We start from the raw sequence: 14,494 nt of genomic DNA, 5'->3' as shown, positions 1-14,494 counted from the left end.
TCTGCCTGGCAGCCAGGAATCAGGGCTCTGTCTTCACAGTCATTAGTGACAAGATGGGAGCCATCGTGATTGAATCGGCCTGAGTAGGATAGACCCCGCTTTCTGACTCAGTATCGTCGCTTGGCTGCCACCTCCCTGGCATGGCGTATGGGGCCATACTGTGCGCACAGCTGAAGGAATCTTCCGAAGCTAACGGCTGGGGCTTGCCGGAATGGGCAGCAACCTCTGGCAGTAGTTTATTATCAACAACATCATCGACGGTGGAGGCAGTTATTTCAGGATTGTCAGTGCTTGTCGTTTTAATCTGAGCATCCGGCTTCGGGGAAAACAGAGACTTAATGGGGATAGGACGTACATGGAACTGAAAGATGCCGTCCAGCATACGAATGTGACAGGTGTTCGCATCGGAAAAGAATACAGAAACCTCTTTGAGATCCTTGACTGACCTACCGGCAAAACAGTGATAAGAGCCATTTCTACGGGCTTGTAACAAAATAGCAGGCTTGCTGAATCTGCTGCCGTAAAGCCTCAATTCAAAAGCTGCGCCGACAGTTTGCTCCGATATGATGGGATGGCTCTGCATACTCTTCTTCCTTTGAGCTGGTTATTTATCTGATGTCGATTGTTAAACCGTCGCGACTGCGTTGTGGACAGTAGCTTTGACAGATTTCCAAAGAAAAAGTTCATCGTTTTATCTCAACTGGATACCCCATGCTTTTAGTAAGGGAGGAATGTTGACTTGCCTGCCAGGGCAAACCAACACTGTTTTTTTGGCGCTTACGCACCGAACCAGGCTTTCACCAGTAAAGTTCACCTCGACGGGGTCGCGTAGACAATATTAAGCAGGCGGTTTCTTGATAGCAGCAATGTGATTAACCCTCAATACACTGTTTACCCACTATCCATAGCGCTTGGGACTGGTCAAGCATCCCAAGGTAACTATGCATTTGCCTCTAACGTAGCCACTGGAAGTGGCTTAGTCTGGTCACTTACATCCCTGAATCCAGCGCGCGTCGAAGGCGGCGTCCTTTGGTACCATTTGGCATGCGCGATTTTTCAGAAACAAACATACAAAACAAATCCTACTGGCACTACAATAATGAGAACAGGAATTGCCATCGCCAATCCAACTGCGCCTATTGAAATCAAAGCACCCATTGCAACGGCTGGAATAGTTACCAGCGACGACCCGACAATTGCTATTCCGGCAATAGAAAAGCCAATTACAGCAACAACAGAAGAGAAAGCTAGCATGGCAGTCGATATAATCGGGCAGTCATAGAAACGACATTCATAGTGATAGCCTTCGCTAACAAAATTAAAATTAGATTCGTCAGATTTAGAGAAAGTACATAATGAAAGCAATACTATAAGAGACAATATTTTAATAACATAATTTACTTTTTTCATTTCTTTGGATGCAGATCTGTGCATTGATATTTCGATGCTGACCAAACTCGACATCCTACCCGCCGTGAACGACGGGGATTCCTACAGCCAGAGGGTCATGCCCGACCGCAGTGTATCCTTAACCCAATACCGGGACACACCTTATTCGACAGTCTGTTCTACCTTTCGGATTGTCCGGGCGACCCCGTGAAGAAACACAAGCAGAGAGCGGAAAGTATTTTACCTTTCATGTCAGGTAGCGTAATCGCTAAAAACGCCTGACAGACTGCAAAATAGCACAAGGGGTTTGCTTTGCAAGCCGAGCTTACATCCCCGTCCTCAAGAGGGTGTCGCAAAGCACGAGGTTTTACGCTCATTCGATAATATTCAAAAAATTTCAGTAAAAAGCGCTTTTTTGTGTTTCCTCTGCAGGCTATAACCCACGCTTCTTCAACTCTGTCTCTATCAGCTTCCTGATTTCACCATGACATGCCTCAGGAGCTAACGCTACTGAAGATGCTTCAATATCAGCACCCTGTTCAAGAAGACGTTTAACGATTTCAATATGCCCGGCTTTAATCGCCATCAGTATCGGGGTTTCGCCCTCATTCGTTTTGTGATTTATTTGGACATCAGGTCTGACGAGTAACTTTTCCACTATTTCAGCGTGACCATAATGACAGGCACTGTGTAATGGTATTGCACCATCTTGTCTGGGTAGATTGGTACGGATGCCCGGTTGATCTAACAACTTATGCACGACATTTGTATGATTCATGGCTATAGCCAAAGTCAGGGCAACCTGGCCAAAATGATCTTGCTGATTGAAAAAGCCTGGTTCTATGTCTGCGACCTCCGTGGCTTTAACCATCACTTTTTCAGCCACTTCACTGGGTCCAAATGCAACAGCCAGTAGCAACTGATTGAACTTATGAGGGTTACGATGATTTATGGGTAAAAGCCTGGCTTCCGGAATTTCCGCTAACAGGGTTTCAAGACGCCTGTGTCCTGAGTTGTTGCTGGCTGATGAAACGTTTGTGAATTCCTTGATGGAAAATACGGTATCCGTTGACTCGTTTGGAATGGCCATGCCGGATGACAAGATTTGACTGGTGTTTAAAGATTCGGCTATGCATTTAGCAGCGAAGAAGTCCCGTTCCTTTTTAAATAACTGCTTATAGTTACGAATATTTTGATCCCTGATTTCAAATCCTTCGGAAGTCACTTGCAGAGATAGGATATGCATGCCGGTCCGGAGATGAAAAAGACGGCTGCCCCCGCCTTCCCGAGTCGTTTCTGCGATCTTGTTTAATAATAAGCACAACCCGGATTCGGTAAGCCCAATTGGGTACGAGGGAGTTGAATGTAAGACCGGGGTATTGCCATCAGCCGCCGAGACAATCCATTGTGCAGTCTTCTCTGTATTTTGCTCAGGCACTTCTTCCTGCAACGTTGTTCTACCCGGTGCCTGAAAAGCCAGTAACGATTCACAAAAAGGCCGCAGTTTTAATAAAAAGAGCGTTTGATGATCCTGTGTGGCAGGATCGGCTTTAAACATCTGCTGGGCGTCCAGAATAGCATCCGCCAGATGATCATAGTGCTTATCCCAAAATACCCAGCCCAGTGCCGGATCCTGACTTACAGTGCTCAAAAGTTCATCATATTCCTCTGTACACCCCAACTGCTCGTACAGTACGTAGCTTGAGGCAAGACCATAGCAACAACCGTCACTAAAATCATAAAGTCTTGCCTTATCTTCACCATCAAACCGGGTCGACAGTGACATCAGATTCATGACCAAAAACGGTAATCTTTTCTGCGGCTCTGATTTCGATTGCTCAATTTTCTGCGCTCTGGTTAACAGAAGCTCTCCATGACCAATCAGGTGGAGCAAAGGCCGTAATATAGTTTGCGTTACCCGACTGAGCAAAGATGTGGATTGAGTGAATGCTGCAAACAGCATGTGCAGAAAAGTTTGGCCGTCGGTACTTTGGACTGCCCGGTGCTTAAAACGCCCTGAATCCAAGTCCTGCTGCCGGGGCATTTGATCAGATTGAACCTGATCAGTCGGCAGGCGTGGTCCCGTTTTCATAGCTATCCCTGAGTCACAGTAATGACCGATTTATCGGCTCTGGGCGAAGTAAATCAACGGATGAAAAATTAACCGACAGGAGCTGGACTACATGACCGACGAAGAGACTGATGATAACCGGGCTAATGAAAACGGGTCCGCACCGTTTCTTCCTGAAGAGTGAAACGCTGGAATTTTCAGGGCAAAGCTGAACCACCAGCCACAGGCCAAGGCTCATTTCCACCAGACCCTATTCGGGCGATAGTGTTTTAACCATTCATCAGTTGATTTTTCCGAGTTTACGGGTATACGGCAATGTATATGCATTACATAGGAGTTGGAAAGCACGATTAATATAAATCACTGAATCAACAGGCATAAACTGACAAGCTGCTCTCAGATACCGGAAATATGGCCGATATAAGCCACATCCCCTGCAAAACAGAGTGTTTTTAAGGTGTAACAGACCGGAAGAGACTATGAATAAAGCAGCTGAACCGATTGATAACGTTATCCCAGAAGAGAGTAATAGCCCTTACCCGGGTTTATCAGAGAAAATGACCCGTGCTGAGCTTAGTCAGAGACTCAAGGATGCCGTAGCTAAGGATCAAACTGAGCTGCTGGAATCCCTTTTCTGCTTCATGCTGGTCAATGAATACACACCCGAACAAATAAATCAGGAGCTGGATTATATTCGCGCTAATAATCCGGCCATCCAGGACTCACTCATTCGCTGGAGTGAAGAGCCAAAAGGGAAAAAGAAGCTAAGGATTGCCGGCAAGGCTGCTTTTATTGGGGTCGTAATTCATTACAGTAACAAAAGTTTTGTTCCTGCCATTAAAGCCATAGAGCAATTCAACGCCTTCGGGGATGCCCCCCATGAATTTGCCGAGGCCATTGATGAGCTTGAAATACGCTCCTGGCTGGGCCTACTGAACCATGAACTTGAAAATCAGGTCCCGCTTAAAAACATCATGCGTCAACTTGAAGCCCTGAGGCTGAAGCACATCTGGTCAAAAGATCTGGCAGTTTTTGCCATTCCTGTAACCACGGCTTTTTTCCGTGAGCAGGCTAATGAAAAGCTACTTGATGGTGATTTTACCGGAACGTATCGCGATCTGGAGCAAGCCCTGAGACTACCTGAAAATGACAAGTCAGCGACCTACCAGGCCTATGCGGATTGTATTGTCCGACAAGTGAATGATCCTTTGTTTCGTTCAAGAGCCATCATTGCCGATCTTGAAAAGCTCAGCGCCAAGATGGAATACCTGCATGATGTCGATTTCTGGACACCCGAGCTGGACATCGGGCGCTTTCATCTCAAGAATATGATGGGTGAGATTTAACGCTCTGACTTTAGAAGTCCACCAGGCTCTGAAGTATTATCAGAATCATTTGGTAACCCATTCCAGCGTTTAGATAGAGCGATTGATGCACTTCGCAGCGGCAAAAACGTCATTCTGATGGATGACGAAAACCGGGAAAATGAAGGGGACCTGATTTTTGCAGCAAAAGCCCCTCACAGTAGAACAGATGGCCCTGTTGATCCATGAATGCAGTGGTATTGTCTGCCTGTGCTTAAATTCTATTCAGTGAGCCGTATCCATCAACGCCTGAACACGGTTATCGCCGACACCAAAAGCCAATATTCTGCTAAGTTCGGTGAGAGATCGACCACTGCTCTCTCTGAGCCGATTGAAAAATAATTGAATAGCTTTCTGACTTTTCTGACTGCCAGCACTGCCTTCAATGATCTTCATGGCTCTGAAATAACCTTCAACATCCCTTGTCATCAAGAAGGTATCTTTGCCCAATGCCCTCAGCGCATAGGGACCAGTATTCCCGCCCAGACGACTGCCATGCTTTTTCAGGTAGGCCCAGAGACCAATGATATTATCTTCAGGCCAGACTGCGACAAACTCTGCAAAGCTGCCTTCTCTCTGTCGTACATCATGGATCATCAGGGCGTTTTCCCGAATGCTCCAGACCTTCTTGAGATGACGAATAATTTTGGGATCAGTCGCTTTTCGCTCCAGCATGTCGTCAGGCATCATCAGCAGCTTTTCAATATCAAAACTCCAGAAAACCTCCTCGAAGTCAGGCCATTTCTGTTCCACCACTTTCCAGACAAAGCCACTCTGAAAAACCTTGCGGGTAAGTTCTGCAAGGAAGCGATCGTCCGGAATGCTTTGTAATTGGTCACTGGAGAGAGGTTTTACCAGCAAAGATTCAACAGCTGCTTCTCCTCCTTTGCGTTCACAGGCACGTTCAAAAATGATGTCATAGCGTTCTGGCTTCATGACCACTCCATACCTCCAACAGCGATTTGCCGGAAAGTGTATACATTGCTCAAAAAAAATTGAACATTGATACTTAGTGATAAAATGTGTATTACATACAGGCTCCCTTGTCATAAACCTGACCAAAAGGTCAATAACAGTAGAACAAGACATGACCATTCAATCATTTCACCCACCCAAACGAACCCTGATGGGCCCCGGTCCCTCAGACGTGTACCCTCGAATTACAGAAGCCCTGTCCCGCCCCACCATCGGTCATCTTGACCCTGAATTTGTTCGCATGATGGATGAGGTCAAGGAACTGCTTCAGTATGCCTTCAGAACCCGCAATGCCCTGACACTGCCTATCTCGGCACCCGGTTCCGCTGGTATGGAGGCCTGCTTTGTCAACCTGATCGAGCCAGGTGACAAGGTAGTGGTATGCATCAACGGTGTCTTTGGTGGCCGTATGAAAGAGAACGTTGAGCGGGCTGGCGGCGAACCCGTAATTGTTCAGGGTGAATGGGGTCGTGCTGTTGATGTGGCTGAAGTTGAAAAAACTCTGCTGGCTCATCCGGACAGCAAAATTCTGGCCTTCGTTCATGCAGAAACCTCTACCGGTGCCCGCTCTGATGCAGAAGCACTCTGTCGTCTGGCCAAAGAGCATAACTGCCTGACCATCGTTGATGCCGTCACGTCACTGGGTGGATCTGAACTGGAAGTGGATGCCTGGGGGATCGATGCTATCTACTCAGGCACCCAGAAATGTCTTTCCTGTGTGCCGGGTATTTCTCCGGTAAGCTTCAGTGAAAAAGCCGTAGAGAAAATTGCCAGCCGCAAACACAAGGTCCAGAGCTGGTTCCTGGATATGAACCTGATTATGGGTTACTGGGGCAAAGGAGCCAAGCGGGCTTATCACCATACCGCACCTGTGAACGCGATGTATGCCCTTCACGAGGCACTGGTTATTCTGCAGGAAGAAGGTATCGAAAACGCCTGGGGCCGCCATAAGCTTCACCATCAAGCTCTGGCCGCCGGTCTGGAAGCTATGGGGCTGGAACTGGTTGTTCCTGAAAATGAACGTCTGAGCCAGCTTAATGCGGTTAGGATTCCTGATGGTATCGACGACGCACAAGTGAGAAGTGACTTGCTGTCAAAGTACAACCTGGAGATCGGTGCAGGCCTCGGCGATCTGGCTGGAAAGGTCTGGCGGATTGGCCTGATGGGCTGCAGCGCCGACCAGACCCATGTTCTGAGCTGCCTGGGTGCCCTGCAGGCAGTACTGGATTCTGATAAAAACGGGGCGGCCGCCGCTCTCGCGTTTTATCGCTCACAGAACTGATGGCACGGGTCTCCTTCATCCGGTGAGGGAGACCTGAATTTTTAATAAGAAAATTCTCAACAGTACATCGAGCCTAAAAAAATCATTCTGCTAATATCGAAGAAACGAATTCATTAGGGTATGAAGCATGTACAAACTGATGGCAATTATTCTAGTGGCTCTGGTTGCGATCGTCGGCCTGTCCCGGCATTTTGAAATGTCCATTGGACAGGATTATGCCTATGTGAAAGCGGACTATCCCCGCTTTGCCGACAAAGCCTGGTTTGACTTTGAGGTGGGAAAAAGAGGTGGACTCGAAGGCGTATACGATAACGTTAAAGAAAAAATAAAGCAGTAATCATACTTTATTCGTCTACGCTGATCGTCGTTACTGCGCTTTCGGACCGCACGCCTTCCATTGGATAGCAAGTCTACCCGCAGTAGCCGGTATCACGCTCACTCTGTCTTACATCCAGACTACCTACTTTGGTTGCGGTTGTCTGAACATCAGTGTGTAACTGCTTGCAAATCAGATCGACTTTACCTGCAAGCAGAGTCTCTTTCGTGCTGGCGGTTTTCGCAACAGCGTCAGGTGCCACCATCAAGGTGCTGGCCGGGGATTCGTCCCGGCAAGCTTGATGATTTCAAGCCAAATTCGTATCAGGCAGCTTGAAGATGCATGTCTCTGTTGGGTAGTGGGGGTTTATTGAAAACCAGAATTCCAGTTCGCAGCTCTCCAGGGATCTTCGAGTCATACGTACTGTAAAAATACTCTGACCAGACTTTACCGAATTAACTCAAACGAAGTGACATCGTTGACGCGACTGTGGCATTTTTTCAAGTTACGCCATATCTATGAATATTCTCTCAGATTTATATCAAATATTACTTAAGCCGACCACTCAGTTTCTATTTCTCCCTGTATCAAATGTACCTCGCTCTATCAGAATAATCCGGGATAAAATTTTTTAAACGTGCAGGTACGTTTACCAACTGTTAAAACTCCAAAAATTGTCATTTAAACTAATTGAGCTATTCTTAACTGCCATTCTCTAATATTTGATGAATATTAAATAGAGAGTTAACAATGAAAACAAACGTCAGTTTGATTATTTTATTCTTTCTCTGCTTGCTATCATCTTATTCAAATTCAAAAGAGTTACGCTTTAATTGGAAGCTGGAACAGAACGGGAATTCACTACTAAGTGGAACAACTGTAACATCCACCATGACCAGTCATAGCGATGCGGACACAGCAGGCGATCATTCATCAGTGTTAGATGACTGCACCCAATCCTGTAATGTTTGTACAGTGGATGATTATGTCATTTATGACATCATCTCTTCCACTCTGATGGTTTTTGATCAGAACAACCCTGGTTATATTATGCCGTCACCTTTTGATACTTTATTGGGGAATTTGCAAACTGGCAGTTGTTCTATTCAACATAGCTTTCGTACTCAATACATACTGAGAGGTCAAACGACAACAGCAGCATATGAAGCTGCTAAAGTGTTCTGTTGCGTGTTCTGTTTCCCTATATATTTGAAGTTCTGGGCAAAAAAAGTGCCCCATAGACCATACGATGAGTTGGACAGAATCAGAGTATTGAGAGCAGTAATACCCAAGGATTTACCAGAAGTTGTCATTGTTCAAAAATGCTCTTTATTTCATAGGGCTAGCAGTGATAGCCAAATATTTTCATCGCCAGGCACACTGGTTACAGACAGCAAGACTAAAATATTTGACCTTTTCCTGAATACTCCGGAAACACAAAAATGGATAATAGAGCATCTAAACCCATCGACCAACCAGAGGTTAGATTTGATAATACCTCAGTTATCCCATACAGCTGTGCCAGCTGTAATTCTTGTGCGAGAGCAAAACGACGTAAGTAACAGTGGAAGCCGGAAACCATCACATTTTATAACAGTAAATTTAACGAACGGAATTAAGGTAGAATACCACTTTAATCGAGTATCCGACGATGGTGTTCCAGTGTTGGCGATTGTGGCTAGCGCTCATGGTTATACGCTGACTCTCGCGGTTGATAATTACGATGTTATGGCTAACCAACCCCCTCCACATTATGCAGAATTAGATATCATAGCTAACCAACCCCCTCCACAATATTCAGAATTAACAGAATCCTGTCATTGTAACGGCGCATGTAATTGTGCTGCTCCAAGGGAAAATGACACCGATAATTCAGATAATCAGATTCATGTTATTAGTATTCTGAATCAACATCTTTTTTTCTCAAACAGCCAATAACAAGCCTTTAAATAAGTGCCTCTAACGGGTAGTGGGCATTTATCGGAAATTATCCTTAGAATCATTCAAAATCGAGTCAACTCTGTCTCGGTTGCTGTCTGTGACTTGAGCGCCTCTGTCAATGAGCTGTTGCAATGCTTCCTTGTCCTTAGCTCTGAGAGCATATTCAAGAAGGCTGGGACCTGGGTCGCGACCTGAATGACCTGCCGGTGCATTAATATCAGCAAAGCCATTAATAGCAGACGAGAGTAACAATTTAATAATTTCCGCCCTGACGGATGGATTTCTTTCATAATCGACTCCGTCAAAAGCTGTGTAACCGCGTCCGGTGCGAAGCTCAACTTTTGCCCCCGCATTGATCAGCATCCTGACCAGGCCTAAATGGTTTTTCTTTTTTGGGTAACTTTGATGTAAACCAAATACCATTGCGTAGTGAAGGGCGGTACGCCCATCGCGAGCAGTTGCATTCACATCGGCTCCGTTTTTAATCAGAGTTTCAAGTGCCAACTCATGGCCAGCATCAACAGCTATATGGATTGCCCTGTGACCGTTTTTATCTGGAATATCGAAACGGGCTCCATGCTCCATCAAAAGGGTAAACAAATCAGGACATTCAGGCTTTTGGGCAGCCAGATGCAGAGGTGTATAGCCACACTCGTTGCGGATGTTCAAACCAGCATTGAAGTCAAGTAATGTTCTCACCGTCTCCAGGTTATGATTGCTGACTGCGTAGTGCAGTGCTGCGTTGCCCTTTGTGTCTTGAACGTCAATATCTACGTCAATGTCAGGTACTTCGTCGACACCAATGCCTTCATCCGCTTCAATATCTTCATTGATGTCAGGATCCCCGGCCAGTAGTCTGGCTATATTTTGGTCGCCCTTTATCGCTGCAATGTGGAGGGCTGACATCTTCGCTTCCTGCCATGAGTGTTTCGAGCCCGGCTCTTCATGCTCCATCAGTTGCAGGGCGTGATCTATCTGGCCAGATATTACCGCATGGGCCACCGATGAAAATTCTAATGCCCGGCCAAAGTCTTCCTGACAGCTGGGGCATATTTTCCGGGAATGAAGATTCTGCTGGATGGCTGCAAGTTCCCTGCGGCAGGAACCATGAAAAAGATGGAGGTTGATTGACTTTACAAAAAAACCCGATGGAGCGTGTGCAACAACGACGTTGTGAGAGCCAAACACCCCCTTAGAGCAAAAGCCACACTCTTTAGAAACATCATCTTCAGTCAAATTGTTGATTTTTCTTGTATCGTCTTCAAAGAAACGATTCGATTCCAGTATCAATTGTTTCAAATTTGCCAGATTGAAGGTGTGAGAATTTATATCCATTATCAAATCCTTATTGTGTTTTAGATCAACGCCAAATAATAATGCCAGTTAATAGCAGACATGCTTTGTTCGGGAACTCATTGCTGCAGCTGTTAGAGCCTGTGCCATCAGGATGATTATTTCTTACACAGTGCATTAATAAATTCATCCCAACAGAACGTAAGACACAATAATTAGCCGAATGTTCATTTATTCATGCAATTTTATCTTCTGGAACATAGAGTCAGGGGTAGGATAGCCAACCGCACAACGAAAAAGTTTGAACAAAAATTCAATGTTCAGCTATTTGAGCGCATTGGCAAAAGACTTCAGCGGAATGGCCTCGACCACCGGATTCAGCCGGAAGCCGAAGCACTTCTGGAAAAAGCCCAGCCGCTTGACCAGAAACTTTTCAATAAAACGCAGACATGACAGATCAAAGTAGGCGCTCATCTGACCAAAGGCAACTACCTGACCATTCAGATCGTATCCCAAATAATGAGAGACCATCCGGGCACACATATTGGCTGGTTTACGACAGCCTGTTCTGGAAAGGATTACTTCTCCACAAAAGCTCTTTCGATAACATAGTGCCCCGGATTTCCACCACGGGCTTCCTTAAAGCCACGCTGATCCAGAATACGGCATAGATCCTTCAACATGGCAGGGCTGCCACAGAGCATAAAGCGATCATTTTCCAGATTGGGCTCTGGCAGATCGAGGTCCGCAAACAACTTGCCACTTGCAATCAAATCCGTCAGACGACCCTGGTTACGGAACGGTTCACGGGTAACCGTTGGGTAATACTTCAACTGTTTTTTAACCATTTCACCAAAGTATTCATTTTCTGGCAGTTCATTCTGAATCCGATCCTGATAAGCCAGCTCAGAAACATAGCGAACGCCATGGGTCAGAATCACATTGTCGAACTGCTCGTAGATTTCAAAATCCTTGATAATGCTCATGAAAGGAGCCAAACCGGTACCGGTGCTGAGCAGATAGAGATTCTTTCCGGGCAGTAGATGATCAGCTACCAGAGTACCCACAGGCTTGGTGCCCACCAAAATATCATCTCCCACTTCCAGCTTCTGCAGGTGTTGGGTCAGGGGGCCATCCTGTACTTTGATGGAGAAAAACTCCATCTCTTCTTCATAGTTGGCGCTGGCAATGCTGTAAGCTCTCAGCAGAGGTTTGTTATCGATTTCCAGACCGATCATGGTGAAATGGCCGTTCTTGAACCTCAAGCCCTGGTTGCGTGTGGTGGTGAAACTAAACAGGGTATCATTCCAGTGATGTACACTGGTCACTGTTTCCCGAATAAGATTACTCATGGTCGATATCACTCCTGGTGTTCGATCTTACTGCCTGACTATTTGCTGCATCCTGAATAGTTATTGACTCTTATTAACCATTCAAAACGGCATCAACTTCATCGCGGGCGCGGTCTGTAACTCGAGCCCCTCTGTCAATGAGTTTTTGAACCGCTTCCTTATCCTTAGCTTCGAGAGCATATTCAAGAAGGCTGCTGCCCCAAGCACTTTTTTCTTGTACTGTCTTTACCGAAACGATTCGATTCCAGAATCAATTGTTTCAAATTTGGCAGATTGAAGGTATGAGAGTTTATATCCATTATCAGATCCTTATTGTGTTTTAGATCAATATCAAACAATCACATCTGATAGCAGATATCCTTTGTTCGACGTCGCATTGCTTCGGCTGCCAGAAAAGTGGAGCCAGTGCAGTCAGGGTGAATATTTCTTACGCACAGCCTTAAAACATTCATCCCAGTCGAACGTTAGAGAGAAAAATTAGCCGAAAGTTCATTTATTCATACTATTTTGTCTTCCGGAATATACTAGTCAGGGGTAGGATATTTGTGAAACAGATAATTCTTATAAGATTATTCGATTAAATCGATTAGCTCATGAAATTCACTCTCCGACAACTGGAGGTTTTTCTGGAGGCTGCCCGCCAGCAAAACCTCAGCCGCGCCGCTAAAGCCCTGGTCATGTCCCAGTCAGCCGCCAGCAGCGCACTGAAAGAACTGGAACAAAAGTTCAATGCTCAGCTCTTTGATCGCATTGGCAAAAGACTTCAGCTGAATGACCTCGGTCAGCAGATTCGACCGGACGCCGAAGCCCTTCTGGAAAAAGCCCGGCAGCTTGAGCAGAAACTCTCCGGTAAAACCCTGACAGGCCAGATTCGGGTCGGTGCCACTCTGACTATTGGCAATTATCTGGCCGTCAACATTGTTGCCCGGATGATGAGAAACAAACCGGGCACCCATATTGATCTGGAAGTGGCCAATACCGCCAACATTACCGGGAAGGTTCTGAACTTTGATCTGGATATCGGACTGATCGAAGGAGAGTTGCACCACCATGATCTGAATGTCATTCCCTGGTGCGATGATGAACTGGTTGCCTTCTGCGCACCGGGCCATGCCTTCGAGCACAAAACCCAACTGACAGATCAGGATCTTTTGAGTGCTGGCTGGATTCTTCGTGAAGCCGGTTCGGGTACCCGTCAGGCGTTTGATCGAGCCATGCATGGCATTTTACCCAAACTGAACGTGGTGATTGAATTGCAACACACCGAAGCTATCAAACGGGCCGTTGAAGCGGGTCTGGGAATTGGCTGCCTGTCAAGAATTACGCTTCAGGATGCCTTCAGTAGGGGCAGTCTGATACCTTTGTTAATTCCCGACAGAGATTTGAGCCGACGATTCTATTTCATCATGCATCAACAAAAATACATCAGTCAGGGAACCAGGGAACTCATTCAACTCTGTCGTAGCTGGGCCGCCGACGCTTCAGAACCTCAAAGTTCTGCGGACGCCGTTATGCCTTTCACTTCTCGGGAAGTTGTACAAACCTGAAGCCGGGATTAGTCTTGTAGCCAGTGCAAAAAAGGTCTGATTATGATAAAAAAAATCACTATAGTGGGCGGAACCCATGGCAACGAGTTGATTGGGCCCCATCTGATCAGAAAGTTGGAGCAGGACGGCAGCTTCAAAGAGAGCACCATTCCAGTGGATTACCTGCTTGCCAATATTGAAGCTCATAAAGCAGTCAGACGGTTTATGGATGCCGACCTGAATCGATCTTTCACGGATGAGGTTCTGGACGGCGATGATGATTCGGTCTACGAACACCGCCGAGCCCGGGAAATCAATCGGCTGCTCGACCCCAAAACCAACGATGGCCGCTTTATCATTGATCTGCACAGTACCACCAGCAACATGGGAATGACTTTAATCATCAAAGATCAGGCTGCTTTTAACCTTCAGGCCGCCTCCTATGTGCAACAACATATGCCGGATGTAAAAATCATTCTGAGTGACCGTGATAGCCAATTCAGCCGAACGCTCAACAGTCTTTCTGATTATGCAGTGACTATTGAAGTCGGCCCTCTTCCCAACGGCGTTTTGCGACACGATCAGTTTGCAGATACTGAATCAGTGATCCGACACCTGGTCGACTTCACCCATTTATCAGAAAGCGAATGGAACAACGCCCTGCCCGCCACCACTGAAGTTTATACCGTCACGGATCGAGTCTTTTATCCTAGAAACGACGATGGACAAGTATCCGCCATGGTTCACAGCTCTCTACAGGACGGGGATTTTGAAGAGTTGAAGCCGGGCATGCCGATGTTTCAGAATATGGATGGTACCGTCACCCCTTATCAGGGTGAACCCGGATACCCTATCTTTATCAATGAAGCAGCTTACTATTACGAGAACACGGCTTTTGTCATGACAAATAGGAAAACGGTTAGTCCGGGCAATTAATAATCAAAAACAAAGCGTTTATTATTACTATTTGATCTGTAAGAAAAAC

At 46.2% G+C, this 14,494-nt stretch carries 14 protein-coding genes and 1 pseudogene; 8 read left to right on the top strand and 7 right to left on the bottom strand.

Features of this window, described 5'->3' with window-relative positions; translation table 11 throughout:
• Positions 1-19 precede the first annotated feature (19 nt).
• From KBW69_RS04445 to KBW69_RS04435, 3 genes are all read right to left on the bottom strand, one after another.
• Positions 20-583 (bottom strand): hypothetical protein, encoded by a 564-nt coding sequence (locus tag KBW69_RS04445; protein WP_257280068.1) that lies wholly within the window; start codon positions 581-583, stop codon positions 20-22.
• A gap of 473 nt (positions 584-1,056) precedes the next feature.
• The gene (locus KBW69_RS04440) at positions 1,057-1,464 is read right to left on the bottom strand and encodes a hypothetical protein (protein WP_257280067.1); all 408 of its coding nucleotides are present in this window, start codon (positions 1,462-1,464) and stop codon (positions 1,057-1,059) included.
• A 358-nt stretch (positions 1,465-1,822) separates the two neighbouring features.
• On the bottom strand, positions 1,823-3,481 hold the full coding sequence (locus tag KBW69_RS04435; protein ID WP_257280066.1) for an ankyrin repeat domain-containing protein: 1,659 nt from the start codon (positions 3,479-3,481) through the stop codon (positions 1,823-1,825).
• 458 nt (positions 3,482-3,939) lie between these two features.
• Here KBW69_RS04435 and KBW69_RS04430 point away from each other — a divergent pair, with 458 nt between their 5' ends.
• Together KBW69_RS04430 and KBW69_RS23650 are read left to right on the top strand one after the other, a co-directional pair.
• Entirely contained in the window at positions 3,940-4,806 is an 867-nt protein-coding gene (locus tag KBW69_RS04430; RefSeq protein WP_257280065.1) for a hypothetical protein, read from the top strand.
• Positions 4,807-4,887: 81 nt separating this feature from the next.
• A pseudogene (locus KBW69_RS23650) lies at positions 4,888-4,983 on the top strand (3,4-dihydroxy-2-butanone-4-phosphate synthase); the annotation flags it as partial.
• Positions 4,984-5,049: 66 nt separating this feature from the next.
• Here the strand turns inward: KBW69_RS23650 and KBW69_RS04420 are convergent.
• On the bottom strand, positions 5,050-5,760 hold the full coding sequence (locus KBW69_RS04420) for a DNA-3-methyladenine glycosylase I (protein ID WP_257280063.1): 711 nt from the start codon (positions 5,758-5,760) through the stop codon (positions 5,050-5,052).
• 151 nt (positions 5,761-5,911) lie between these two features.
• Here KBW69_RS04420 and KBW69_RS04415 point away from each other — a divergent pair, with 151 nt between their 5' ends.
• Together KBW69_RS04415 and KBW69_RS04410 are read left to right on the top strand one after the other, a co-directional pair.
• Complete coding sequence (locus KBW69_RS04415; RefSeq protein ID WP_257280062.1) at positions 5,912-7,081, top strand: alanine--glyoxylate aminotransferase family protein; 1,170 nt, start codon at positions 5,912-5,914, stop codon at positions 7,079-7,081.
• Positions 7,082-7,208: 127 nt separating this feature from the next.
• On the top strand, positions 7,209-7,418 hold the full coding sequence (locus KBW69_RS04410; protein ID WP_257280061.1) for a hypothetical protein: 210 nt from the start codon (positions 7,209-7,211) through the stop codon (positions 7,416-7,418).
• 73 nt (positions 7,419-7,491) lie between these two features.
• Here the strand turns inward: KBW69_RS04410 and KBW69_RS04405 are convergent, their stop codons facing one another.
• Complete coding sequence (locus KBW69_RS04405; RefSeq protein WP_257280060.1) at positions 7,492-7,662, bottom strand: hypothetical protein; 171 nt, start codon at positions 7,660-7,662, stop codon at positions 7,492-7,494.
• A gap of 485 nt (positions 7,663-8,147) precedes the next feature.
• Between KBW69_RS04405 and KBW69_RS04400 the strand changes: the two genes are divergently transcribed.
• A complete protein-coding gene (locus KBW69_RS04400; RefSeq protein ID WP_257280059.1) occupies positions 8,148-9,335 on the top strand; it encodes a hypothetical protein in 1,188 nt (395 codons plus the stop codon).
• Positions 9,336-9,374: 39 nt separating this feature from the next.
• On the opposite strand, the gene KBW69_RS04395 is transcribed toward KBW69_RS04400, so the two are convergent.
• Complete coding sequence (locus KBW69_RS04395) at positions 9,375-10,673, bottom strand: ankyrin repeat domain-containing protein (protein WP_257280058.1); 1,299 nt, start codon at positions 10,671-10,673, stop codon at positions 9,375-9,377.
• A 195-nt stretch (positions 10,674-10,868) separates the two neighbouring features.
• Between KBW69_RS04395 and KBW69_RS04390 the strand changes: the two genes are divergently transcribed.
• The gene (locus KBW69_RS04390; protein WP_257280057.1) at positions 10,869-11,084 is read left to right on the top strand and encodes a hypothetical protein; all 216 of its coding nucleotides are present in this window, start codon (positions 10,869-10,871) and stop codon (positions 11,082-11,084) included.
• A gap of 125 nt (positions 11,085-11,209) precedes the next feature.
• Here KBW69_RS04390 and KBW69_RS04385 read toward each other — a convergent pair whose 3' ends face one another.
• The gene (locus tag KBW69_RS04385; protein WP_257280056.1) at positions 11,210-11,983 is read right to left on the bottom strand and encodes a ferredoxin--NADP reductase; all 774 of its coding nucleotides are present in this window, start codon (positions 11,981-11,983) and stop codon (positions 11,210-11,212) included.
• Positions 11,984-12,576: 593 nt separating this feature from the next.
• Between KBW69_RS04385 and KBW69_RS04380 the strand changes: the two genes are divergently transcribed.
• Together KBW69_RS04380 and KBW69_RS04375 are read left to right on the top strand one after the other, a co-directional pair.
• The gene (locus KBW69_RS04380) at positions 12,577-13,530 is read left to right on the top strand and encodes a LysR family transcriptional regulator (protein WP_257280055.1); all 954 of its coding nucleotides are present in this window, start codon (positions 12,577-12,579) and stop codon (positions 13,528-13,530) included.
• A gap of 42 nt (positions 13,531-13,572) precedes the next feature.
• Complete coding sequence (locus KBW69_RS04375) at positions 13,573-14,445, top strand: aspartoacylase (RefSeq protein ID WP_257255021.1); 873 nt, start codon at positions 13,573-13,575, stop codon at positions 14,443-14,445.
• Positions 14,446-14,494: the final 49 nt, after the last annotated feature.

The organism is Endozoicomonas sp. ISHI1, from assembly GCF_024606225.1.
Classification (GTDB): Bacteria; Pseudomonadota; Gammaproteobacteria; order Pseudomonadales; family Endozoicomonadaceae; genus Endozoicomonas_A.
The sequence above is the reverse complement of the archived record's forward strand: the minus strand, read 5'-3'. Positions and strand labels throughout refer to the sequence as shown.

Excerpts from the sequence above, each read along its gene's own strand:
- KBW69_RS04410 (WP_257280061.1), top strand. The coding sequence starts at position 7,209 with ATGTACAAACTGATGGCAATTATTCTAGTGGCTCTGGTTGCGATCGTC.
- KBW69_RS04400 (WP_257280059.1), top strand. The coding sequence starts at position 8,148 with ATGAAAACAAACGTCAGTTTGATTATTTTATTCTTTCTCTGCTTGCTA.
- KBW69_RS04440 (WP_257280067.1), bottom strand. The coding sequence starts at position 1,464 with ATGTCGAGTTTGGTCAGCATCGAAATATCAATGCACAGATCTGCATCC.
- KBW69_RS04375 (WP_257255021.1), top strand. The coding sequence starts at position 13,573 with ATGATAAAAAAAATCACTATAGTGGGCGGAACCCATGGCAACGAGTTG.
- KBW69_RS04380 (WP_257280055.1), top strand. The coding sequence starts at position 12,577 with ATGAAATTCACTCTCCGACAACTGGAGGTTTTTCTGGAGGCTGCCCGC.
- KBW69_RS04405 (WP_257280060.1), bottom strand. The coding sequence starts at position 7,662 with ATGGTGGCACCTGACGCTGTTGCGAAAACCGCCAGCACGAAAGAGACT.
- KBW69_RS04420 (WP_257280063.1), bottom strand. The coding sequence starts at position 5,760 with ATGAAGCCAGAACGCTATGACATCATTTTTGAACGTGCCTGTGAACGC.
- KBW69_RS04385 (WP_257280056.1), bottom strand. The coding sequence starts at position 11,983 with ATGAGTAATCTTATTCGGGAAACAGTGACCAGTGTACATCACTGGAAT.
- KBW69_RS04435 (WP_257280066.1), bottom strand. The coding sequence starts at position 3,481 with ATGAAAACGGGACCACGCCTGCCGACTGATCAGGTTCAATCTGATCAA.
- KBW69_RS04415 (WP_257280062.1), top strand. The coding sequence starts at position 5,912 with ATGACCATTCAATCATTTCACCCACCCAAACGAACCCTGATGGGCCCC.
- KBW69_RS04395 (WP_257280058.1), bottom strand. The coding sequence starts at position 10,673 with ATGGATATAAATTCTCACACCTTCAATCTGGCAAATTTGAAACAATTG.
- KBW69_RS04445 (WP_257280068.1), bottom strand. The coding sequence starts at position 583 with ATGCAGAGCCATCCCATCATATCGGAGCAAACTGTCGGCGCAGCTTTT.
- KBW69_RS04430 (WP_257280065.1), top strand. The coding sequence starts at position 3,940 with ATGAATAAAGCAGCTGAACCGATTGATAACGTTATCCCAGAAGAGAGT.
- KBW69_RS04390 (WP_257280057.1), top strand. The coding sequence starts at position 10,869 with ATGCAATTTTATCTTCTGGAACATAGAGTCAGGGGTAGGATAGCCAAC.